Source organism: Xanthobacter autotrophicus (assembly GCF_005871085.1).
In the GTDB taxonomy this organism is placed as follows: domain Bacteria; phylum Pseudomonadota; class Alphaproteobacteria; order Rhizobiales; family Xanthobacteraceae; genus Xanthobacter; species Xanthobacter autotrophicus.
Map to the genome: position 1 here is coordinate 167,749 of NZ_VAUP01000042.1, position 22,927 is coordinate 190,675.

Genomic DNA, 22,927 nt, shown 5'->3' on the forward strand with positions numbered 1-22,927 from the left:
ACATGGCGGCATTGCGCTTCGATCGACAACCAACTCGCCATCGACCGCAACTGAGAGGCGCTACCGATCCCGGACTCTTCGAGGCACGGGCTCACCCCTCGAATGAAACCGACCTGAGCGGATAGGGCGTTGTCGGCAAGACCTTCAGGCGCTTGTTCCAGTCCCGGCTTGATCGGTCGGGTAGCTCACAGACACCTTCCGCATAAGTATCCACGCTGCGCAGCAGAAATCTCGCGCGCTCGACTTCGCCAGAGGTGTGGAGATCCCCTGCGTCGCGGAGCACCATATAGCCGTAGACTTGTCGATTATCCAAATACTGTGGAACGCCGAGCCGGCGCGCGCTTTCCGAAAAAATAACGTAAGGATGGCGCGCGGTTGCGTCCTCGCCGGACAGCCCCTCCCGCACATCCGTGCGGACAAGATAACAGCCGTTGACGACCGGCTGCTCCAGAATACCACGCACCTGTTGCCCCAGGATCAGGGAATATAGATCAGATTCCTTGAAGTATCCGTTCGCATCGATCTGCGAATGATAGTTTGAATAGGGGTTGCCCGGCTCCACCGAGCGCAGGAAGGGGGCGACGATGGGCAGATCGAGCGCCACCAATTCCCGCAGCGTGCAAGGTCGCACGAAGTGGCCCACATCCGCTATGAAGCAGAAATCGCAGGCATTTTCCTCCGCGCGGTCCAAGCAGCCGTTGCGGACCTGCCCGAGACGGCGAGCCCGCTCCAACTCCCGCTCCAACTCCCGCTCATGGCCCCCGAGCGGTCTGGCGTGCCCTTCCACATCATCGCATTCAAACTCCACCCCGGCGTAGAGGTCACCGTTCCGTTCGACCCATTCGCGCAGGAGGCGCTCGGTTCCGTCCGTGCTGTCGCAGGCATGGATATGGAGGACGATGGCCGATTTCGGATAGTCCAACGCTTCGATGCACTCCAGATACAGGGGCAGAACCGCCTCCTTCTGGCTCGCCAGTATGGCGACGAGCACGCGCGGCTCCCCCTTCACGCGGGACCTAAGCGCCCGCTGCGGCCGCAGCCCGTGCAGCTCGGCCAAGCTTTCGGCGGCGGAAGCCCCCGGAAGGGGGCCGCGTGGCAGGCCCTCGCTGGCGAGGCGCGCATTTTCCACCACCCGCGCCATATCCTCCGCCGAAAGCTTCGCCGTGGTGAGGATCTTCAGACTGGCATCAAGGCTCTCCCGCTTGCGCCCGGAGTGATACGCATTGACCGAAAATTCATCCAGGAGCCCGTGCCCGTAGATCCACGGTTCCACGAACAAGGCGTCTGTCGGCAACGGGATGGCCAGTCCGCGCCTGGCGATTTGATATCCCTCGTCATGGCGCCCCTTGTGGCGGCAGAATCGGCTGGCGTTGTGCAGGGCTTCGGCGCGCGTGGGCAGCGCATCGCTGGCACGAAGGTAGGCGTCGATGACCTCCCGCTCGGGGCGTCCAAGCTGTTCCTTCAACTGCGCGGCCGCATAGAGGCTGATGAAAACCTCCTCCTGCCAGAAGCCGAGCTCGGCCCGCAGCAGGTAGTTTTCCAGTGCCTTTTCGCGGTCCCTGCAATCGCGATAGCTTTGCGCCAGATAAAACCGGTAGCGTGCGATCAGGAAGGGATTGGTCTCGGTCCGCAATGCAGCTTCCAGAATGGTCACATCGCGCCGGTATGTCGTCGGATCCTTCCTGCGGGCGCCATCATTGTTGCGCCGCATCGTAATTTCGGACAAGCGCCCGTGGGGAGCGGCACCCTCGCAGGTGAGGTATTCGTGCAGCACCCCCTCGTAGCGCCAGGGCAGTGCGCTGCGCACCAGTTGCGGGCGCTGGTAGACGATGGTGGCATCGTTGATCGTCACCATGTAGGAATCGCCGGTCAGCGCGGGCAAGGCGCCATCGCCGTTGATTTCCAGCGTGTCGTCGGCATCGATGATGAAAGTGTAATCACCCTTCCCGCGCGCCAGTGCCAGAGCTTCCGAACGGTTGTGCGCGAAATCCCGCCATGGCCGCTCGTGCAACTCGCCGGGCAGATCTTTCAGATGCGCGCGGATAATGTCCTGCGTCCCGTCGGTCGATCCTGTATCCACGATCACCCAGCGATCGATGATCGGGCGCACGCTGTCCAGACACCGACGAATGACTTCGGCCTCGTCCTTGACGATCATGTTCAGACAGACCATCTGACCTGCAGCGTTCATCGAACGTCCTCCGCGTGCAGGACCGGCGGCGCGCCTGATCCCGATGAAAGGGATTTTTCCATGCCAGTCGCAGGCCGACCATGAAACGACGCTGCTTTCTGTCCCTGCTGGGGGCTGGCCTGCTTCTGCCCATCCGGCGGGCGCTGGCATGGACCAGGCCCAGCGAGGTGGTGCCCGGCGAAACCGATCTGCTCGGTGCCCGGCTTCAGCTTGGCGGCGACTGGGGCGGTTCGACGCCGGCGGACGCCAGCGTGGTGATCGGGAGCATGCGGGCTGGTTGCCTGGGGGGCGTGGCGCTTGTCTCCGACGCCCAGCCCAAGCGGCTGCGGATCGACAACAAGACCGGCAAAAACCCTTCCGTGTGGCTGCATTCCGGCAATTCGACCACGGCCTGGGTCACCGTCATCGTCGGCACCCGCGACTGGTGCAACCTTGCCTATCAGTTCGGACACGAACTGGGACATGTGCTCTGCAACAGCTGGGAGCGCAATGCCAAGCCGCGCAACCCCTGCCAGTGGCTTGAGGAAGCACTGGCCGAGGCTTTCACCCTGCGGGGGCTGGGGCGCATGGCCGACGGGTGGGCGCGCAGCCCCCCGTTCCCGAACGATGCCGCCTATGCCACGTCCATCCGAGACTACCGGGAAACCCTCCTCGCCGGCTATCGGACCACGGCGCTGGCCCAGGGCATGGCGGCCGGCTTCCCGGCCTGGTTCGCCGCCCATGACGTATTCTTCGAAACGCACGGCGGTCTCGACGACGCCAAGGGGGCGGTGTCGACCATGCTCGGCCTGCTGGAGGATGATGCGGACGCGGTTGCCGACCTTGGAGCCCTGAACCGCTGGCCGGGGCGCAGCGGCATCCCCCTGCCCGACTATCTCGACCGGTGGGAGGAAAGCTGCGCGCAATTGGGCGCGCCCAACCGGTTGCCAGGGAAAATAAGGGCACTGCTCGCCAACCGGTAGAAGGTCAAACTGCGCATGGGACGCGCTAGGCATGCCTGTCTCCTCGCCACGGTTCAGGTGCGCTCTCGATCAGGCTCCGAACGGTCGGGCTGCGGCGGAAAGGGGAGCAGCGTCTATCAAGGTCCGCATTCTCGGCCCCACCTTTACGGGACGCCGAGAAGGTGAAGCGCATGCGCCGCACGGGCACGAGAGCAGCCGGAGGGTGGATTTGGTCGGCCATCGGCATCACGCGGCTTCGGGCGCGTCGGCGCCGGTCGGCATGCCGGCCGCCATCCCGCCGTCGATGGCCAGCGACCGCTCAAATGCGGCCAGTTCGTCGGCCGCCTCGGGCAGTCCCAACGCCTGCGCCTGCACGTACCAGCGTCGGCCGGCCTCGATATCCAGCGGGCCGCCCAGGCCCCGTGCCGCGTAGCGCGCAAGCATGAGGGCGGCGCGCGGGTTACCACCCTCGGCCGCCTCCATGAACCAGCGCCGGGCCTGCGGGAGGTCCGGCTCGATATCGTGTCCGCCCGCATGCAGCGCTCCCAGGGCGAACATTGCGCCGGCGTGACCCTCGGACGCCGCGCGCAGGAACCAGGATTTCGCGCTCTGATGGTCGCGCGGCACCCCGCGGCCATCCATGTGGATCTCGGCCAGCGCCGCCTGCGCCTCCGCCATTCCGGCATTGGCGGCACGGGTGAACCAGATGGCGGCCTGGACCTCGTCCTGCGCCACGCCACGGCCGTCCGCAAGCATCCGGCCATACCAATACTGCGCGTCCACCACGCCCTCGGCGGCCCGCTTCAGCCAGAAGGCGGCGCGCTCGTCGTTGCGCGGCAGGCCGAAGCCCTCGGCAAGGCAGACGGCATAGTTGAACGCCCCCAGCAGGTCGCCCTGCTCGGCCGCGCGCTCGAACCATTCGTGGACCGGCGGCGGATCATCGGTGAGGCTCGCAGCCGTCCCCGCCTGCAGCAGGGCTGCCAGGCTGCCCTGGGCGGGGGGATCTCCCGCCTCGGCCGCCTGCTTGAACCAGATTGCCGCTTCATCGGGATCACGGACCACGCCGGCGCCGGTGAGGTAGAGCATCCCCAGCGCGCGAGCCGCTGCGCTGTGCCCGCGTTCCGCGGCGATGCGGAACCAATGGGCCGATTCCGCGTAGTTTGGCGGCAGGGCACCACCCTGGGCATAGATACCACCGAGCATCGCCGCCGCGTCGGCGTCGCCGCCCAGACCCGCGCGGCGTAGCCAGGTTTCCCCATTCAGCGCGTCCACCGCTCCACCACGGCCTTCCAGCAGAAGCAGGCCCAGCCGGGCTTGGGCTTTGCCCAGTCCGGCCTTCGCCGCGATGGCGTAGTGATGACGGGCGGCGACCTCGTCCAGCGGCGTACCCACCGCGCGCTCGGCGCTGACGCCGAGCAGGTAATGCGCCGTGGGCAGGCCCGCCTCCGCCGCGCGAAGCATATGCTGGCGCGCGACAGCCAGGTTTTCCGCCGTGGAATCGCGCATCATCAGGGCGATGGCGTAGCCGAGCTGGCCCTGCGGGCAATCCTGTTCGGCGGATCTGCGGTACCAGTCGAACGCCGCCTCGGGATGGCGCAGGTCCGGCGGCCCAGCCGAGAAGATATAGGCCAGCATGGCCTGGGCATCGGCCGCACCGGCATCGGCCGCCCGATGGGCCCAGATCTCCGCCGCGTGAAAATCCGCCTGGCTGCTCGCGACCGGCTCGAACAGCCCCGCGTCGCGCTCGACCGCCGCCTCCGGCAGCCCGAACAGATGAAGCTGGGCGAGACCGCACTGCGCGCGCACATGCCCGGCGATCGCCGCCCGATGGTACCAGCGCGCCGCTTCAACAAGGTCGTTGGGCGTGCCCTTTCCCTCAACAAGGCACTCGCCGACCCTGAAAGACGCTTCGGCGTCCCCCGCCTCGGCGGCCACGACGAACAAGGCGAACGCGCGCCCGGGAGACGCCTCGCAAAGGCGCTCGGCGCGCTGGCGTGCCCGCTCCGGCGAGCCGAACGCGAAGCGATCCAGCCGTCCGGCGAAGAAGTGCGACAGGGTCATGTGGGTCACGGTTCATGGCTCCCGCATGCTGCCGTAGGCAACAGGCATGATCTTCGTGATGAAGTAGGACAGCACGGACCGCGTCCCGACCTTTATGTCGGCCGTCACCGGCATGCCGGGCATCAGCCGGAAGCCCGGCGGGGTGTCGTGCATCATCAACTCATCGAGCACGATATCGCCCTTGTAATAGAGCGAGCGCGGCCGGTTTGGCAGCGCCGAGCCGCCTTCCTGAACCGTGGTCTCCGGGCTGAAACTGTCGGCACTGATCGCACTTACCGATCCGCGGGCGCTGCCGTACTGCAGGTAGGGCAGCGTGTCGAACTTGATGGTGACCTGGTCGCCCTGACGAACGTAGCCGCTGTCGATGCCGGAAATATCCGCCTCCACCGAGAGCCGCGCATCGAGCGGAACAAGGTAGATCAGCGGCTCCGCGCTGCTGACCACCGAACCCACCGAGATCTTGGCCACCGAGAGCACGATCGCGTCGCGGGGCGCGATCAACGCCACGAGCTCGTGGTGCAGATCGGCCTTGGCAAGGTCCTGCTGGGCCTGCACCAGCCGGCGACGCGTATCGGCCAGTTCCTGGGAGGTCTCGCTGTTCCAGTGCTGGACGAAAGCCTCGCGCTCGGCCTGCTGGGCGGCCAGCTTGCGCCCCCCCTGGGCGGCATCCGATTTCGCCTGGGAGAGCGACGCAGCCATGGTCAGCCGGGTATCCTGGGCCAGCAGCGTGTTGAGCAGGCTGCCGACTTTCAGATCCTCGAGCTTCTGGCGCATTCCCTCGACCCTCACCGCAAGGTCGAGCCGTTCGACAAAATATTCGGCCTGAGAATTATTGCCGGAAATCTGGGTCTTCAGCTCGTTGATCTTCTGGTCGAAGTTCAAAAGAGAAAAGCTGTTCCCGCTAGATCTCTGACGGAAGATGGATTCCTGGAGCTCCGCGTGCGGATTGGTCAGGTCTGGCAGGTAGACCGCGCCAAGGGTCTCCGCCTTGAGCCGCGCGGTCTTGGCGGTGAGCAGATCAACCTGATCCTTTATGGCCACCGCGTCGGCGGAACTGAAGGTCGGGTTGAGGCGGGCCAGCACCTGGCCTTTGCGGACGATGTCGCCCTTCCGCACGTCGATGCTCTCGACGATGGTCTGATCAAAGGGCTGGAGCAGGATATTGGGCGCATCGGCCACCAGCTTGCCGGTGGCCGAAACCACCTTGTCGATGCGGATCAGCCCGCAGGCGACGAGCAGCGAGACGACGAGCAGGAAGACGAAGAGATTGATCGCGCGCGATAGCCTCGGCACCCGGGTGGCGATGACCGCCGCCGACGGGCTTTCGAATTCGAGCACGGCCAGCGGGAGGGGTTTGCCGCCCGCGGCGTCGTCAGCCTCTCTGGGTGAAGTTCGGAGCAGGCGCAACATGGGTTTTTCCTTGCGGGTCCGTATGACGGGTCTGCTGCAGCCAGAGATGGCGATAGACGGCGCAGCGCTCGACCAACTCATGGTGCGGGCCAAGGTCGACAACCTTGCCGCGATCCAGCACGAGGGTCTGGTCGCAATCGACCAACGAGGAGAGGCGGTGGGAAACGATCACCATGGTGCGCCCGGCTGCCATCCGCTGGAGATTGGCGTTGATCAGCGCCTCGCTCTCCGGATCGAGCGAAGACGTCGCCTCGTCGAGGATCAGCAGCTTGGGGTCCACGATCAGCGCGCGCGCGATGGCCAGCCGCTGGCGCTGGCCGCCGGACAGGTTGGGTGAGCCTTCCTGGATCCAGGTCTCGTAGCCCTGAGGCAGGCGCTCGATGAATTCCTCCGCGCCGGCGAGCCGCGCCGCGCGCACCGCATCCTCGAAAGTAAGGCCGGGCCGGCCGGCAAGGATGTTGTCCTTCACCGTGCCCCGGAACAGGAAATTGTCCTGCAGCACGACGCCGAAGCTCTGGCGCAGATGGCGCAGGTTGATCTCCCGCAGATCCGTGCCGTCGATCTTCACCGCGCCCGAATAGTCACGGTTGATGCCCATCAGCAGTCGCGTGATCGTGGATTTCCCGGACCCCGAGCGGCCAACGAGCCCGAGCATCGTGCCCGGCTCGATGGCGAAGCTGATCTTGTCGAGGGCCGGGACCTTGGTGCCTTCATACTTGAAGGTCACGTCCTCGAAGCTGATGGCGCCGTGGAACTTCGGCCTCAGCCCCTGGGTCAGCGCCCGCCTTTCGGTCGGCCGGTTGAGAACCCAGCCGACCTGCGAGAGCGCCTGACGGGCTTCCTGGACGTCCTGCAGAAGGCGGGCGAGATTGACCAGCGGGCCGGCGACGCGACCGCCGAGCATCATGAAGCCGATGAGGCCCCCGAGCGACAGCGGATTGTCCGAACTCAGCGCGATGAAGGCTCCGAGCGCCAGCACTCCGGCCACGGTATACTTCTCGAACGGCATCACCAGCACCATCGGCCAGTTGCTCAGCTTACCCATCTGAAGGTTGAGCTCACCCAGCTCGGCGACGCGCCGGTCCCATTCCGCCGCGCGCGTGGATTCCAGGCAGAGCGACTTGATGGTGCGGATGCCGTAGATGCTTTCGACCAGTGTCGAGCCCTTGTTGGATTCCGCCTGAACCAGCTTCGCCGTCATGCGCGCCAGCGGCCCGAGGAATGCCGCGATGATCGCGGTGATGCAGCCGGCGGCGATCAGCACGGTCCAGGCCAGGGTTGCCTCCATGTAGAACAGGACGGGCAGCAGCAGGGCGACCATGGCGATGTCGATGAAGGTCGTCATCATCCGGCCGGTGAGAAAGTCGCGGACGCGATAGAACTGCGCGATCTTGTAGGAGAGTTCGCCGGCCTGATTGCGCTCGAAGAAATCAATGGGCAGCGTCATCAGCCGATCGAAGATGGCAAGATTGAGCCGCGTATCCAGCCGGCACGCGAGGATGACGAGCAGCATCCGCCGCGCCCATGTGATCAGCATCTCGAAGACGAGCGCGATGACCAGCACGATGATGATCAGCGTGAGCGTATTGAAGCTCCGATACATGATGACGGTATTCAGGGTCGTCATGATCATCAATACGGGCAGAATACTGAGGATCGTTATGGTGACCGAGCCGATCATGACATCCCGCAGGATCGACTTCTCTCCCCAGACCAGGCGCGTGAGCAGGCCGAGATCGAAAGGCGCCTCATCCTCGCTGCTTGCGCGGGAGGCCCGCACGAGAAGGGTCGCGCCATCCCAGACCTGCTTGAGGCGCAGTTCCGCCACAGCCACCGGAGGCTCGAATGCCGGCGCAAGCGGATCGCGCAACAGCAGCACGCCGCGCTCGCGATCGCGCCCAACCACCAAAGCGGCGTCGCCCCCGGACAGCAGCAGCAGGATGGGCGCCGCACTGTCGATCTTCATCAATTGATGGAAATTGAGACGGATGCTGTGCGCCCACAGGCCGGATCGCCGGAACCATGCCACCAGAGCGGCTGGAGAAGGGCTGTCCTCGGCGATGACGGATCTGGCTTCACGGGGATCGGGGTCGATGCCGTGATACCGGGCGATGGTCATCGCCGCGGCCAGCCGCGCGGATGCTTCACCGGTGCCGGAAGCGTCGGGGGCGAGCTTGGGCGCTTCATCCGGCATGGCCTGTGGCGCATCAGGGCCGGTCGTGCCGGCGCCCGGCGCGGACGCACGGAGCGGCGAAGAAGGACCTTGTTGCGCCGGGGCGTTGGCGTTGCCGGATCGCCAGCCTTTGGCGAAGACCCCGTCTCCCGCATCCAGCAGCCCCTGCACGCCGACCGCGCCGATGAAGATGTAGCCGAGCGCGAGCAGGGGTTCGGTAACACCGCTCGCGACCCCGAGGCCAAACATCGGAATGAAGATGACCATCGTCGTCAGGAGAAAGATATTGAGGGCCGACGAGAAGAAGCCCGCAGTCATGATGGCCCAGCGATGTTTCATCTGTCGGATCCTCGACGTGCGGAAAAGAACCTGGGTAAGTCCGGCTGATAGTCCGAAATGAAAAATCGGAGAAGATCGGCCTTTCGGCCGGTCTTCCCCGCTTGTTCGCAGATCAATGCTTGAGATGCGTCATGATCGGCGTGTGGTGGTTATCGAAGCTCGGGGAAACCGAACCCGATGTGCTTCCCGTGTTCGGCGGCGCTCCCGATGCCAAGGATTGGCTATCGCCGTTCGCAACACTCGAGGAGGCAACGTTGGGCGACGCGATATCCTGAGCACTCAGGCTCGCACCCGACTTCTGCACGATGCTCTTGACCGAGCCCTCGAAACCGGCGCTGGCGCTGTTGAGCTTCGCCGTCGCCTGTTCATCGCAGCACTTCGAATGCCCTCCCGCGAAGCTCATCCGCGGCTTCCCTCCGCCGTGTCCGGTATCGCAGGTATGCCCGGTTGAGCCAGTTGAACCCGTCGGGCCGGTAGCTCCAGTCGAGCCGGTCGGGCCGGTGGCTCCAGTTGAACCCGTCGGACCGGTGGCTCCAGTCGAGCCGGTCGGGCCGGTGGCTCCCGTTGAACCCGTCGGACCAGTGGCTCCAGTCGAGCCGGTCGGGCCGGTGGCTCCAGTTGAACCCGTCGGACCAGTGGCTCCAGTCGAGCCGGTCGGGCCGGTGGCTCCAGTTGAACCCGTCGGACCAGTGGCTCCAGTCGAGCCGGTCGGGCCGGTGGCACCAGTGGCTCCAGTGGCACCCGTCTCACCGGTTGCTCCGGTTGCACCCGTCTCACCGGTTGCGCCTGTGGCTCCCGTTTCGCCGGTGGCTCCGGTAGCTCCAGTGGCTCCAGTGGCTCCGGTGGCTCCGGTGGCACCCGTCTCACCAGTTGCTCCGGTTGCACCCGTCTCACCGGTTGCGCCTGTGGCTCCGGTTGCGCCGGTGGCACCCGTGGCTCCAGTGGCTCCAGTGGCACCCGTCTCACCGGTTGCACCTGTGGCACCCGTTTCGCCGATACCAGTCGCACCTGTGGCTCCGGTTTCGCCGGTGGCTCCAGTGGCACCAGTGGCTCCGGTGGCACCCGTCTCACCGGTTGCACCTGTGGCACCTGTTTCGCCGATACCCGTCGCACCTGTGGCTCCGGTTTCGCCGGTGGCTCCAGTGGCACCAGTGGCTCCAGTGGCTCCGGTGGCACCCGTCTCACCGGTTGCACCTGTGGCACCTGTTTCGCCGATACCCGTCGCACCTGTGGCTCCGGTTTCGCCGGTGGCTCCAGTGGCACCAGTGGCTCCAGTGGCACCCGTCTCACCGGTTGCACCTGTGGCACCTGTTTCGCCGATACCCGTCGCACCTGTGGCTCCGGTTTCGCCGGTGGCTCCGGTCGCTCCGGTGGCTCCAGTGGCTCCAGTGGCACCCGTCTCACCGGTTGCACCTGTGGCACCCGTTTCGCCGATACCCGTCGCACCTGTGGCTCCGGTTTCGCCGGTGGCTCCGGTCGCTCCGGTGGCACCCGTTTCACCGGTTGCGCCTGTGGCGCCCGTTTCGCCGATACCCGTCGCGCCTGTGGCTCCGGTTTCGCCGGTGGCACCGGTCGCTCCAGTGGCACCCGTCTCACCGGTTGCACCTGTGGCGCCCGTTTCGCCGATACCCGTCGCGCCTGTGGCTCCGGTTTCGCCGGTGGCTCCGGTCGCTCCGGTGGCTCCAGTTGCTCCGGTGGCACCCGTCTCACCGGTTGCGCCTGTGGCACCCGTTTCGCCGATACCAGTCGCGCCTGTGGCTCCGGTTTCGCCGGTGGCTCCCGTGGCTCCAGTGGCGCCCGTTTCTCCAGTCGCGCCCGTGGCACCGGTTTCGCCGGTGGCTCCCGTGGCTCCAGTGGCGCCCGTTTCTCCAGTCGCGCCCGTGGCACCGGTTTCGCCAGTGACTCCGGTAGCTCCAGTGGCACCCGTCTCACCAGTCGCGCCTGTGGCTCCGGTTTCGCCAGTGACTCCGGTGGCACCTGTGGCTCCGGTTTCGCCGGTGGCACCCGTGGCTCCAGTGGCACCCGTCTCACCGGTTGCGCCTGTGGCACCGGTTTCGCCGGTGGCTCCAGTGGCACCCGTCGCGCCCGTTTCTCCAGTCGCGCCTGTGGCACCGGTTTCGCCAGTGACTCCAGTGGCTCCGGTGGCACCCGTCTCACCGGTTGCACCCGTGGCGCCCGTTTCGCCGGTGGCTCCAGTGGCTCCAGTGGCACCCGTCTCACCAGTCGCGCCTGTGGCACCGGTTTCGCCAGTGACTCCGGTGGCACCTGTGGCTCCGGTTTCGCCAGTGGCACCCGTAGCACCTGTGGCACCTGTGGCACCGGTTTCGCCGGTGGCTCCGGTAGCTCCGACCGGGTTTACTTCAGTGACTGTATAGACACCACTGAGGGACGGATCCGTGCCCAGCGTCTGGACCGTTCCCGCCTGATTGTAGACGACGACATTTGCCGGATCAAAACCATCCGGCAGATAGATGAGCGCCGCATAAGACGCCAGGCCGACATTGCCACCATCCTGCGCGTCATTCGCCGCAGTGGTGTTGGAGGCACTGCCAAGAAGCGTGAAAGACCCGCCATTGTTGTAGTATATGAACATTGTTGTGCCGGACACATCTCGGCCCTGGACCTGAATCAGCTCACTCATGACGTTTGACTCCTTTTGCGTTCCATCATTATTTGCCAAACATCTCAAGGCAATATTGAGCTAACGCTGATGGTGTCCGCTGATGGCTGGAGGTTCACGCCGCCGGGGCGGCGGAAGCAGAGATCGCCGCGGGCCGATATCCCACGCTGGGCGAACATTGTTTTATGGTGATATCAGACAAAACGACTTTGCCATCCCGATCGCCAGTAACGACGATACTGTCGGCGGAGCAGTCGTTCGGCAGCGGGAAAACGACGCAAAACTGTCCCGCCTGGATGCCAGGGGGGGGATTACTTGCAGCCGGGACCACATGTCCGGATCCCACGAGAATGCGGTCGTCCTGGCCATGAGGACGACACCAGACAAAGGCGATATCGGCGCTGTCGTGCGGATCGAGACCCGAGACGCTGAAAAATGTGCCATTCATGTTGAGGGACCTCCATGATTTGCTCGCGGACAAGTATTAACGCAAGCCATTTGTTCACTTCGGGGCACACATCTGTATAGAGCGATCAACACACGACTGCGTGCGACAAGCTCAAGCTGTGCGCGACTGGAAACATTTTGTTAAGAAAATCCTAGCCCCCTTCTTGGGGACGTCTGAGCAGATTTGCTCACACAGCGACAGAAACGATAAATAAACACGCATGGAGGTAGTATTTACCCGCACTTGAGACGCACAGCAGACTTCTGATGCCAAAAGAATGATCATCCAGTGCCTGCCAGACGCGGCAAGCCTGGAAAAGCCATTGCAAAGCTGACATGGGCGGACATGCGGATTGCACCGGGAACAGCGCCGCCCCCCTTGCAATGGCCGAAGATGTCGCGCGGCCAGCTCCGCCGGCGGAACAACCTCCACACATGCGGCGCCAATGCCCTTTCGAAGACGCCGAAGGAGGTGCTAGAAATGATCGTTCGATAAAGACGGATGACCGCCTTGCCTGCACCCAAAGTCCAGTCGCCGCCGCGACGCCGCCTCTCGCCCGCGGAGCGGGAGCGGGACATCGTCGCCGGCGCGGTCGCTTTCTTTGCCGAACACGGCTTCGACGGTGCCACGCGCGATCTCGCGCGGCGGCTCGGCATCACCCAGCCTTTGCTCTACCGCTATTTTCCCGGCAAGGACGCGCTGCTCGACCGGGTCTACCAGGAGGTCTACCAAAGCCGCTGGCGGACCGAGTGGGAGACGGAGATCGCGGACCGCTCCGTATCCATTGATGAGCGCCTCAAGCGCTTCTACCGGGCCTATGCTGCCCTGATCCAGACCTATGAATGGGTGCGGCTGTTCATGTTTGCCGGGCTCAAGGGTCTCGACTTCAACAGTCGCTACCTCGCCTTCCTGCGGGCCCGCCTCTTCGACCGGATCGTGATGGAGATCCGCGCCGCCCACGGCCTCGACGAGACCGCGCCGGTCACGGAGGCGGAGATCGAGCTGATATGGTCGCTCCACGCAGCGATCTTTTATATCGGCGTGCGCAAGTTCATCTACGGCATGCCCATTCCCGCCGATCTCGATGCCGACATCGACTTCAAGGTCAATGCATTCCTCCACGGCGCCCCGGCCGCCTTCGCCGCGGTGCTTCCGCAGCCGGCACTGGCCGGGAAGGCCGGGGCACGCAAAAAATAATCGAACGATAAATTAGAGTTGACGCCGGCCGGACCGCGCGCCACTATCTATCATCCGATAAATATCGGACGGGCACCGCAGGACTGGCAAAGCCGGCCGACGGGGGCTCGACGCCATCAACACATAACGGCACGTGCGAACCGGAAGGTCGTCCGAACTCGACATCCGGCGCCGGCGGAGCCGAGGGAGAATACCCATGCCAGGAGACAGCACCGGCGGCGGGCTGGACCGCGCGCCGAAGCGGAAACGCGCCATCATCATCGGCGGCTCAATCTGCGGGCTTTTCACCGCGCTCCTGCTGCGCAGGTCGGGCTGGGACGTGGCTGTGTTCGAGCGCATCGGCAGCGAGCTTGCCGGCCGCGGCGCCGGCATCGTGACCCACCCCGAGATGTTCGATGTCATCGCCCGGACAGGCATCGACGTCACCGAGGCGCGCGTGGGCGTGGGCGTCAGCGGCCGGCGGGTCTTCGACCGCGAGGGGCGGCTCGCCGGGCAGCTCGACCTGCCGCAGGTGCTCACATCCTGGGGCCATCTCTATCGCCTGCTGCGCTCCGCCTTGCCGGACGGCACCTATCACCACGGTCGCAATCTGGTGTCGGTGGAGGATCGTGCCGATGCCGTGCGGGCGCATTTCGCCGACGGCTCCACCGAGGAGGCCGACCTCCTCGTGGGCGCAGACGGGCTGTTCTCCACGGTCAGGGCGGCGTTCCTGCCCGAGGCCCAGCCCACCTATGCCGGCTATGTCGCCTGGCGGGGGCTGGTCGATGAGGCTGCTCTCTCAGCCGCGACCCGGGCAGCCCTTTGCGGCCACTTCTCCTTCAGCCTGCCCCCGGGCGAACAGATGCTCGGCTATCCCGTGGCCGGCGCGGACGAGCAGCTCGAAGACGGCCACCGACGCTACAATTTCGTCTGGTACCGGCCCGCGGCCAGCGACGGACAGCTCGCCGACCTCCTCACCAACGTGGATGGGAAACGCCACCCGCTTTCCATTCCCCCCCACCTCATCCGGCCGGAGGTGGTCGCCGCCATGCGGGCCGACGCGCGCCGCCTGCTGGCCCCGCAGTTCGCCGAAGTGGTGGAGCGCACGCCGCAGCCCTTCCTGCAGGCGATCCAGGATCTGGAGACGCCGCGCATGCGGCTCGGGCCCCATGTGGTGATCCTGGGCGATGCCGCCTTCGTCGCCCGGCCCCACGTGGGCATGGGCGTGACCAAGGCGGCCGCGGACGCCGCCGCCCTCGTGTCGGCCCTCGACGATGGCAGCGACGTGGAGGCCGCGCTCGCCGCCTTCGAGGCGCGCCGGCTTTCCTTCGGCCGGGCCGTGGTCCAGCGGGCACGGCACCTGGGCGCCTACATGCAGGCCCAGATTCTCGACGCGGATGAGCGGGCGCGCGCCGAGCGGCACCGTCGTCCCGAGGCCGTCATGAGCGAAACCGCCGTCGCCACGGGGATCGCCGCATGAAACACGTCAATGTCTGCCCCACGCGGTACGTGTCGGCCCCGCAGGATATCGCGGCTCGCATCGAAACCATTCGCCGCAACCCCAACTTCCGGCGCCTCGCCTCCGCCCGGACCCGCCTGGGTCTCTCGCTGGCCACGACCATGGCCACGCTTTACTTCGCCTACATCCTGACCGTGGCGCTGGCACCCGGCGCGCTCGGCACGCCTGTGCTGCCCGGCGCGGTCACCACCTGGGGGATCCTGGCCGGGGTCGGACTGCTGAGCCTCGGCTTCGTGCTGACGGCGATCTATGTAGCCGTCGCCAATCGTCATTTCGATCATCTGACGACGCGCCTCGAGGAGGAGATGCAATGAAAGCCGGAACGCTCCTTTATCCAGGCTTCTCGGCCTGCATCGTTGTCCTCGCCTCGGCCGTTCCAGCGGCGGCGGCAGGCGCCATCGCGGAAGGCGGAAGCCGGCAGCCGTTGAATCCGGTCGCCATCGGCCTGTTCCTTCTGTTCGTGGCGGTCAGTCTCGGCGTAACCTGGTGGGCCGCCCGCAAGGGTACCGGCGGCGCGCAAGACTATTACGCCGCCGGTGGCGGCCTCAGCGGCTTCAAGAACGGCCTGGCCATAGCCGGAGACTATACTTCGGCAGCGACATTCCTCGGCGTGACCGCTCTGGTCTACAGCTCTGGCTATGACGGCATGATCTATGCAATCGGGTTCCTGGTGGGCTTCCCGATGATATTGTTCCTCATCGCGGAGCCGCTGCGCAACCTTGGACGCTATACCTTCGCCGACGTGGTGGCCTACCGGCTCTCGGAAGTGCCGGTGCGCGTGGTGGCGGCCACCAACACGCTGGTCATCGTGCTGCTCTACCTCATCGCCCAGATGGTGGGGGCCGGCAAGCTCATCGAACTGCTCTTCGGCCTGCCCTACTGGGCCGCGGTGGGCCTCGTGGGCCTGTTGATGATGGCTTATGTCACCTTCGGCGGCATGCTCGCCACCACCTGGGTGCAGATCATCAAGGCGGTGTTGCTGCTCACCGGCTCGGTGGTGATGTCGGTCCTCATCCTCGCCCGGTTCGGCTTCAGCGTGGAAACGCTGTTCGCCCACGCCGTGGCGCTGCACCCGAAGGGCGTCGCCATCATGGCGCCCGGCGGGCTGGTGAAAGATCCCGTGTCGGCCATCTCTCTCGGCATCGCCCTTGTGTTCGGAACGGCCGGCCTGCCCCACATCCTGATGCGCTTCTTCACCGTGACCGATGCGCGGCAGGCGCGGGCATCGGTCCTGGTGGCCACCGGCTTCATCAGCATTTTCTACACGCTGCTGTTCGTCCTCGGCTTCGGCGCCATCGCCGTGGTGATGGCGGATTCCGGCTTCAAGGATGCGTCGGGGGCGGTGATCGGCGGCACCAACATGGTTGCCCTGCATCTTGCCAACGCCCTCGGCGGCTCGGTGCTGCTGGGCTTCATCTCGGCGGTGGCCTTCGCAACCATCCTCGCGGTGGTTTCGGGCCTCACCATCGCCGGGGCATCGGCGGCGAGCCACGATCTCTACGCCCGCGTCATCCGCCGCGGCGCCGCATCCGAGCAGGAGGAGGTGCGGGTCTCGAAGGCGGCGGCGGTGCTCATCAGCGTGCTCGCCATGGGGTTCGGCCTGCTGTTCGAGAACCAGAACATTGCGTTCATGGTGGGGCTCGTGTTCGCCGTCGCGGCGAGCGCGAACTTCCCGGTGATCGTTCTGTCGGTGTCGTGGCCCGGCCTGTCCACCCGTGGGGCGGTGTCCGGATCGGTGACGGGGCTGGTGGTTGCGCTGGTGCTGGTGGCCCTGAGCCCGAGCGTGTGGACGGCGACGTTGAAGCTCGGGCCGGCGCCATTCCCCTATGACAATCCGGCGCTCTTCTCCGTGCCGCTGGCCTTCCTGGTCTCGATCTGCGTGTCGCTGGCGGACCGCAGCGCGGCGGCGCAGCGGGTGCGGGCGGCCTTCCCCGCGCAGCATGTGAGGGCCCAGACCGGCTTCGCCCTCGACTGACGCGCTCATACTCCAAGGAGATGCGACATGACCACGACGAGCTATGCCACAGTCGAAGCCCCGCTGGACTGGCCCGAAGCGCTGCGGGCCGACCTCCATGCCAGCCGGGGCAACGGCCGCGTCGGCAGCCGCCTCGTATCCCAGAGCGACCGGGTGCGGGTGTGGCACCTCAGTCTCAGGCCTGGAGAGCGGATCGGCTTCCACACCCATGTGCTCGACTATTTCTGGACGGCGGTGACCGGAGGGCGCGCCCGCTCCCATTATGCGGACGGGCGCGTGGCCGAGGTCACCTATGATCCGGGCGATACCAAGCATCACCATTTCGCCACCGGCGACTTCATGATGCACGATCTGACCAATATCGGCGATACCGAGCTCGTCTTCACGACTGTCGAATTCCTCGACAGCGCGAACACTCCCCTGGACGTCGACTAGCGTCTTCTGGTTCACGCCCCTTCGGCGTGGCCATTATGCAATGTCGTGAGCGGAGATATGCGTCGTTCGCGACCTTGCCGAGCTGAGGGACGTCATGGGCGTGTTCGCCGGTGACGTCCGCCGTTCCCCAAGGCAGTCCCCGAGGCAATCCCGACGGCAGTCCCGAAGGCGTTCTCCGAGGGGATCAGGGGCGTTCAGCCGCAATGATCCTGTGCAGCGGGCATCAGATCCGCCTTTCGTTCCAAGAAACGACACTCCTGTTCAAGATCGAGGCCTGCGACCGGAATAATGTTCTCACCCAGCGGCACAGGCGGATCGTGGCCGAGCACGCGGCAGCCAATCGGAAGGAAGCACGCAATGGACCGACCTCATCGTCCGCTCTCGCCAGCCGTTTGCCGCGCCACCGCCGCGCGGAGGCGATGATGGATCGGCGCGTGCGCGAGGCGGGGGAATACGACCGGACCGATCCGACGCACCAGGGCGATAAAGACACGATCACCTTCGGCCACCTCACGCTCAGCACCGAGGGCAATGAAGACGGGATCGAGCATGGCCTGGCGCGCAATGATGCGACCGGCCGGCAATGGCGTGTCAGGAGCGCGCCGCGGGGGAGTGCGGCAGCTGCGGCGCTGGATCGCGAAGCGCTTGTGACCCGGCAGCTTCCGGAGCATCTCGTGGAGGTGCCGCGGCGGCTGGAGCATCGCGATCACGTCATCCTCCTCTACCCGGACCACACCTCTACGACACTCGCGGACCTTCCCGCCGACACGCTCACGCTGGAGCGCTTTCTGGATGTCGCCGCTGCCACCGCAGAGGCGCTATCCAGGCTTCATGGGCTCGGCGTGGTCCACGGCGGCCTGCGGCCGTCATCTGTCCTGGTGGAGGACGAGGGCCGCATCCGTTTCCGGCATTTTGCCGGCTCGGTCGCGTCGCAGGCGGATCCGCAGGCCGGCGCGGCGGTGCTGTCGCCCGCGACCATGGCCTATGCCGCACCCGAGCAGGCGCGGATCCATCGCCCCGCCTGCGATGTGCGAAGCGACCTCTACGCGCTGGGCGTCGTCCTGTACGAGCGCCTCGTCGGGCGCCTTCCGCTGAGCGGGGGAAACGTGGCGGAGTGGCTGCACGCCCATGTGGCCGTCGACGTGGTGAAGCCGAGCGCCGTGCGCGGCGATGTCCCCGCCGTCGTTGACGACATCCTGCTGAAGCTCGTCGCCAAGGATCCCGGGCACCGATACCAGAGCGCGGAATCGCTCCAGGCCGACTTGCGCCTGGCCCGCGCCGCGCTCGCCGAGACCGGTGGGATGGCGAGCTTCGCGCTGGGACGGGGCGACCTCGCGCCGCGGGCGCAAGTGTCGAGGCGCCTGTTTGGTCGCACCTCGGAGCTTGCCGATCTCGTGGGGGCCTTCGAACGGGTCCGCAAGAGCGGCGAGAGCGAGCTGGTGCTCATCTCCGGCGAGGCGGGCGCCGGCAAATCCGCCCTCGTCGAACAATTGTCGAAGGTGTGGCTTGCGGCGGATGTTCATTTCGCGGCCGGCAAGAGCGATCTCCTTCAGAAGGGCATTCCCTATGCGCCCTTTGTTCAGGCCCTGCGAACGCTCATCATGCGGCTGCTGAGTGAGAATACTGCCGTATTGGAAGCCACGCGCGCGCGTCTTGCCGCCGCCCTTGCCGGCTACAGCCGTCTGTTGATCGATCTCGTCCCGGAAGCCGAGTTCGTTCTCTCCGAAGCCGGCCCGTTGCCCGATGTAACGGCCACCCTGGCGCAGGCGCGCATCGCGCGGGTCATCCTCCAGACCGTGACGGCCGTTGCGACGCCTCAGACGCCCCTCGTGCTGTTCCTCGACGACCTGCAATGGCTCGATGCGGCGAGCTTTGGAACCCTGCGGGCCTTCCTGAACGAACCGCCGCCGCACGTGCTGCTGATCGGCAGCTATCGCGAAGAAGAACGCGCCCAGCAGCCTGAGCTGCGCGGCCTGCTGCAGGAGGCACGCGGCGGCCGGACACCGGTCAGCGAGATCAGTCTGCGTCCTCTGTCGAGCGCGGATGCCGCCGAGTTCGTCTCCATCGCGCTGAACAGCTCTCCCGCGGACGTGGGTGCGCTGGCCGAGAGCATCTATCGCAAGACCCAGGGCAATGCCTTCTATATCGGCCAGCTTCTGCAGAAGCTCGTCGACGACAAGGTGGTCACATTCGATCCCGAGCGGCAGCGCTGGAACTGGGATCGGTTGCGGCTCGGCGCGTACGATTCCGTTTCGGAGTTCATGCTGCAGCGGCTCGATGCCCTCAAGCCGGACCAGCGCGCCTTCCTGCGCCGGCTGGCCTGCGCCGGGGGGCGCTGCCCGGCCGAGCTTTTCCTGCGCCTGCTGGGGCAGGACCCGGCCGAGGTGGAGGCGGTTGCCGCTCCGCTGCTGGAGTCCGGCCTGCTGCTACGGCGTGAGACCGACTACCTCATCGCCCATGACCGCGTGCTGGAAGCGGCATATGCCCTTACGGCGGAGGACGAGCGGCCCGCCGAGCACCTCTCCGTTGCACGGCGCATGGTCGAGATGCACGGCGACGCCAACGCCGACTGGGCCTTCAGCATCGCGGCGCAGATCGAGCGGGCCGACCGCGAGGCGCTCGGCGAGGCGGAGCGGCTGTCCTTCGTGAGGGTCCTGCGGATGGCGGCGCGGCGCGCCCGCAATGCCGGCGCGGTCCCGCAGGCGGCCGGTTATCTCGTCATCGCGCGCGACATGATGGAGCCAGGCTGGCGCGAGAGCCATCACGCCCTGTTCGTCGAGGTGGAATGGCTTTATTGCGACAGTCTCCTGGCGCTTGCGAAGATCGACGAGGCGCTCGTCGCCATCGACAGGCTGCTGGCGCTGGCCGTCCGTCCCGTCGACCGGGCGGATACGTTCCGCCTGAAAGCCATCGCCCACACTGTCCAGTCAGACTATGAGCGCGCCATAGACGCCGCCCTCGCGGGGCTGGCCCTGCTGGGCGTCGATCTCGAGCGCTCACCTAATGCCGAGCAACTCGATCTTGCCTATCGGGCCTGCCGCGCCCGGCTCGACGGCGTCGCCATGCCCGAGCTGCGGGCCCTGCCGGAAATGACCGATCCGTCCATGCGTTCGGCGCTCGCCCTGCTGCCCACGCTTGCCGCGTCGTTCTTCGTCGAGAGCGGCCTGCGCTTCCTGCATCTGATCCGGATCGTCGAACTCACGCTCGAGCATGGCACGACGCCGGAATCCGCCTACGGCCTGGCATGGTTCGGTGTTTTCAGCGCACATCATTACGGCGCCTACGAAGACGGCGCGACCTACGCCATGGCAGCTCATGACATGGTCCAGCGCGACGGCTACGAGGCCCAGCGCACAGCCACGCTGGTCGCGCTCGATCAGATCATCGCCTGGACCCGTCCGCTGGGCTTCGCGCTCGCCCAAGCGCGGGAAGCGGCACAGGTGGGGCGCGCGGCCGGCGACCTCGGCATGGCCTGCTATGCGCGCAACCATATCGCCTCCGACCTGCTGATGCTGGGCGCGCCCCTGGCTGCCACGCGCGGGGAAATCGAGGAAGGCCTGGCCTGGACCCGCCAGTTTCGGTACCGCGATATCGAATACATCCTCGATGCCCAGCTTCGCCTCGTGAATACACTCGTTTCCGGGGAGTATGACCGGGAGAACGTGGTTCCCGAGGACCAGATCGCCTCCATCCCGACGCGGTTCTGGGTCCATCATTATGCGGGTCTCACCGCTTTCATGTTCGGCGATACCGAGAAGGCCGTCGCACATCTGGAAAAGGGCATGCGCCTGACCTGGTCCGCGCCCGCCCATATCGATGCGGCGTCCTGCGCCATGTTCTTCGTGCTGGCGCTGGCGCGCTCCTCGCAGGCGGTGGCCGCACCGGAAACCGTGCTCGCGCGCGTGGCCGACCTGCGCCAGCGCTTTGCCGGCTGGGCCCGGCTCAATCCATTGACCTTCGAATGCAAGCACCTGCTGCTGGAGGCCGAGGCCGCGCGCCTCTCGGGGGCGCGGACGGCGGCGCAATCCCTGTATGAACGGGCGGCCGACGCGGCGGCGGCGGCCGGCTTCGTGCACGAGCAGGCGCTGGCCTATGAATTGGCGGGCTATTGCTACCAGGAGATGGGGCTGGAGATCCCGACCGAGGGATATATGCGCGCCGCCATCCGTCACTATCGTCACTGGGGCGCCGAGGGAAAGGTCGCGCAGATGATGCGCTGCTTCCCGCTTCTGGCCCTTGGCCAGGATGTGCCCCGGCCGAGCGAGGAGGGACAAGGCGAGCTGAATCTCGCGGTGATGACGAAGGCCGCGCAGACGCTGGCCGAGGAAGTCGGGCTGGAACAGGTCATCCGCACCCTCATGAGGGACATGATCATCCACGCCGGCGCGCAATATGGACTGCTGCTGCTGATGCGGGGGGAAGATCCCGTCATCGAGGCCTCGGCCCGCATCGAGGACCAGCAGGTGAAGGTCGATGTCCACACCTCGCTTCCCACGGCGCGCGACCTGCCGCTCCCGGTGCTGAACACGGTGATGCGGACCCGCAAGACGGTGGTCTTCGCCGATGCCTTCTCCGAGGCGCCACGCCTGCGCCTGGGTGGGCCGGATGCGCCCCTGGTGCGTTCGCTCCTGTGCATGCCGCTGATCAAGCGCGGCGCCCTGGTTGGCATCCTTTATCTGGAGAACAGCCTGGCGGCCGACATCTTCACACCGAACCGAACCGCGATGCTGGAGCTTCTGGCGCCCCAGGCGGCCATCTCGCTCGATGCCGCGCGGCTCTACAAGGACCTGCTGGACGAGAACACGCGGCGCGCCAGCGCGGAGTTCGCCCTGCGTGAGGCGCGGGCGGAGCTGGGTCGCGCCTCAAGGATGACGGCCATGGGCGGCTATGCCGCCTCGATCGCCCATGAGATCAACCAGCCGTTGACGAGCATCGTGGCCAGTGCCGATGCGACCGTGCGCTGGCTCAGGCGCCCGCAACCCGACCTCCAGGAAGCGTTGCAGGGGCTGGAGCAGATCCGGGCCGCGGGCATGCGCGCGGCCGGCATCGTCAAATCCCTGCGCTCGCTTTCGAAGCAGGCGCCGCCGGCCTTCGAGACGGTCCGGCTTGAAGACCTCGTCGAGGATGTGCTGCGACTGATCGCCAAGGACCTGGAAGCCCATGGGATCGAGCTGGTCGATCGCCTCGCCGTCGAACGCCGGCCTGTCCGCGCGGACCCCGTCCAGCTGCAGCAGGTGGTCTTCAACCTCATCACCAACGCCATTCACGCCATGGATGAAACCGAAGCGGCGCGCCGGCGCTTGCGGGTGGAGACATCCATCGAGGCGGGGGCGGTCCGCCTCGACATCGGCGATGCGGGGTGCGGCATGACGCCGGAGGTGCTCAGCCACATTTTCCAACCCTTCTTCACCACCAAGCACTCCGGCATGGGCATCGGACTGTCGATCTGCCGTTCGATCATCGATGCGCACGGGGGCACGCTCGAGGCCCGCTCCACCACGGGAGAAGGCAGTACCTTCTTCTTCAGCCTGGCATTGGCCGAATGATCGTCCGGAGCGCGATCCCGGCACCTTGAGCCGGGGGGCGGCGACTGGCGATGGCTTGCCGAGTGCGCGCCACCGCGGCGCGCACTCGCGGCG

The 22,927-nt window shown here is 66.2% G+C and carries 13 protein-coding genes; 7 read left to right on the plus strand and 6 right to left on the minus strand.

From position 1 onward, the window contains the following. Nucleotides 1–91: 91 nt before the first annotated feature. A complete protein-coding gene (locus FBQ73_RS22430; protein WP_138401709.1) occupies nucleotides 92–2,191 on the minus strand; it encodes a glycosyltransferase in 2,100 nt (699 codons plus the stop codon). Between the two features lie 80 nt (nucleotides 2,192–2,271). On the opposite strand from FBQ73_RS22430, the gene FBQ73_RS22435 reads away from it, so the two are divergent. Then, nucleotides 2,272–3,153: a hypothetical protein gene (locus tag FBQ73_RS22435; protein WP_138401710.1), complete on the plus strand. Its 882-nt coding sequence runs from the start codon at nucleotides 2,272–2,274 to the stop codon at nucleotides 3,151–3,153. Between the two features lie 225 nt (nucleotides 3,154–3,378). Here FBQ73_RS22435 and FBQ73_RS22440 read toward each other — a convergent pair whose 3' ends face one another. From FBQ73_RS22440 to FBQ73_RS22460, 5 genes are all read right to left on the minus strand, one after another. After that, nucleotides 3,379–5,193, minus strand: a complete 1,815-nt coding sequence (locus FBQ73_RS22440; RefSeq protein ID WP_138401758.1) for a tetratricopeptide repeat protein — start codon at nucleotides 5,191–5,193, stop codon at nucleotides 3,379–3,381. A 12-nt stretch (nucleotides 5,194–5,205) separates the two neighbouring features. Beyond that, entirely contained in the window at nucleotides 5,206–6,603 is a 1,398-nt protein-coding gene (locus tag FBQ73_RS22445) for an HlyD family type I secretion periplasmic adaptor subunit (protein ID WP_138401711.1), read from the minus strand. After that, nucleotides 6,566–9,115, minus strand: a complete 2,550-nt coding sequence (locus FBQ73_RS22450; RefSeq protein WP_246089925.1) for a peptidase domain-containing ABC transporter — start codon at nucleotides 9,113–9,115, stop codon at nucleotides 6,566–6,568. The genes FBQ73_RS22445 and FBQ73_RS22450 overlap by 38 nt, the downstream gene beginning before the upstream one ends. Nucleotides 9,116–9,227: 112 nt before the next feature. After that, nucleotides 9,228–9,518 carry a hypothetical protein gene (locus tag FBQ73_RS23330; RefSeq protein ID WP_246089928.1) on the minus strand — a complete coding sequence of 97 codons (291 nt, stop codon included), beginning with the start codon at nucleotides 9,516–9,518 and terminating at the stop codon, nucleotides 9,228–9,230. A 2,332-nt stretch (nucleotides 9,519–11,850) separates the two neighbouring features. Continuing rightward, on the minus strand, nucleotides 11,851–12,183 hold the full coding sequence (locus tag FBQ73_RS22460; RefSeq protein ID WP_138401713.1) for a hypothetical protein: 333 nt from the start codon (nucleotides 12,181–12,183) through the stop codon (nucleotides 11,851–11,853). Between the two features lie 510 nt (nucleotides 12,184–12,693). On the opposite strand from FBQ73_RS22460, the gene FBQ73_RS22465 reads away from it, so the two are divergent. The 6 genes from FBQ73_RS22465 to FBQ73_RS22490 all read left to right on the plus strand — a co-directional run bounded on the left by FBQ73_RS22465 (nucleotide 12,694) and on the right by FBQ73_RS22490 (nucleotide 22,834). Then, nucleotides 12,694–13,380, plus strand: coding sequence for a TetR/AcrR family transcriptional regulator (locus FBQ73_RS22465; protein ID WP_246089930.1), 687 nt, complete (start codon nucleotides 12,694–12,696; stop codon nucleotides 13,378–13,380). 196 nt (nucleotides 13,381–13,576) lie between these two features. Beyond that, the gene (locus FBQ73_RS22470) at nucleotides 13,577–14,839 is read left to right on the plus strand and encodes an FAD binding domain-containing protein (RefSeq protein ID WP_138401715.1); all 1,263 of its coding nucleotides are present in this window, start codon (nucleotides 13,577–13,579) and stop codon (nucleotides 14,837–14,839) included. Then, on the plus strand, nucleotides 14,836–15,192 hold the full coding sequence (locus FBQ73_RS22475; protein ID WP_138401716.1) for a DUF485 domain-containing protein: 357 nt from the start codon (nucleotides 14,836–14,838) through the stop codon (nucleotides 15,190–15,192). Before FBQ73_RS22470 ends, FBQ73_RS22475 begins: the two co-directional genes overlap by 4 nt. Continuing rightward, nucleotides 15,189–16,853 (plus strand): cation/acetate symporter ActP, encoded by a 1,665-nt coding sequence (gene actP / locus FBQ73_RS22480; protein WP_138401717.1) that lies wholly within the window; start codon nucleotides 15,189–15,191, stop codon nucleotides 16,851–16,853. The genes FBQ73_RS22475 and actP overlap by 4 nt, the downstream gene beginning before the upstream one ends. Nucleotides 16,854–16,880: 27 nt before the next feature. After that, a complete protein-coding gene (locus FBQ73_RS22485; RefSeq protein WP_138401718.1) occupies nucleotides 16,881–17,288 on the plus strand; it encodes a cupin domain-containing protein in 408 nt (135 codons plus the stop codon). A 422-nt stretch (nucleotides 17,289–17,710) separates the two neighbouring features. Next, entirely contained in the window at nucleotides 17,711–22,834 is a 5,124-nt protein-coding gene (locus FBQ73_RS22490) for a trifunctional serine/threonine-protein kinase/ATP-binding protein/sensor histidine kinase (protein ID WP_170219025.1), read from the plus strand. The last annotated feature ends 93 nt before the right edge of the window (nucleotides 22,835–22,927 follow it).

Excerpts from the sequence above, each read along its gene's own strand:
- FBQ73_RS22430 (WP_138401709.1), bottom strand. The coding sequence starts at position 2,191 with ATGAACGCTGCAGGTCAGATGGTCTGTCTGAACATGATCGTCAAGGAC.
- FBQ73_RS22435 (WP_138401710.1), top strand. The coding sequence starts at position 2,272 with ATGAAACGACGCTGCTTTCTGTCCCTGCTGGGGGCTGGCCTGCTTCTG.
- FBQ73_RS22440 (WP_138401758.1), bottom strand. The coding sequence starts at position 5,193 with ATGACCCTGTCGCACTTCTTCGCCGGACGGCTGGATCGCTTCGCGTTC.
- FBQ73_RS22445 (WP_138401711.1), bottom strand. The coding sequence starts at position 6,603 with ATGTTGCGCCTGCTCCGAACTTCACCCAGAGAGGCTGACGACGCCGCG.
- FBQ73_RS22450 (WP_246089925.1), bottom strand. The coding sequence starts at position 9,115 with ATGAAACATCGCTGGGCCATCATGACTGCGGGCTTCTTCTCGTCGGCC.
- FBQ73_RS23330 (WP_246089928.1), bottom strand. The coding sequence starts at position 9,518 with ATGAGCTTCGCGGGAGGGCATTCGAAGTGCTGCGATGAACAGGCGACG.
- FBQ73_RS22460 (WP_138401713.1), bottom strand. The coding sequence starts at position 12,183 with ATGAATGGCACATTTTTCAGCGTCTCGGGTCTCGATCCGCACGACAGC.
- FBQ73_RS22470 (WP_138401715.1), top strand. The coding sequence starts at position 13,577 with ATGCCAGGAGACAGCACCGGCGGCGGGCTGGACCGCGCGCCGAAGCGG.
- FBQ73_RS22475 (WP_138401716.1), top strand. The coding sequence starts at position 14,836 with ATGAAACACGTCAATGTCTGCCCCACGCGGTACGTGTCGGCCCCGCAG.
- actP (WP_138401717.1), top strand. The coding sequence starts at position 15,189 with ATGAAAGCCGGAACGCTCCTTTATCCAGGCTTCTCGGCCTGCATCGTT.
- FBQ73_RS22485 (WP_138401718.1), top strand. The coding sequence starts at position 16,881 with ATGACCACGACGAGCTATGCCACAGTCGAAGCCCCGCTGGACTGGCCC.
- FBQ73_RS22490 (WP_170219025.1), top strand. The coding sequence starts at position 17,711 with ATGGATCGGCGCGTGCGCGAGGCGGGGGAATACGACCGGACCGATCCG.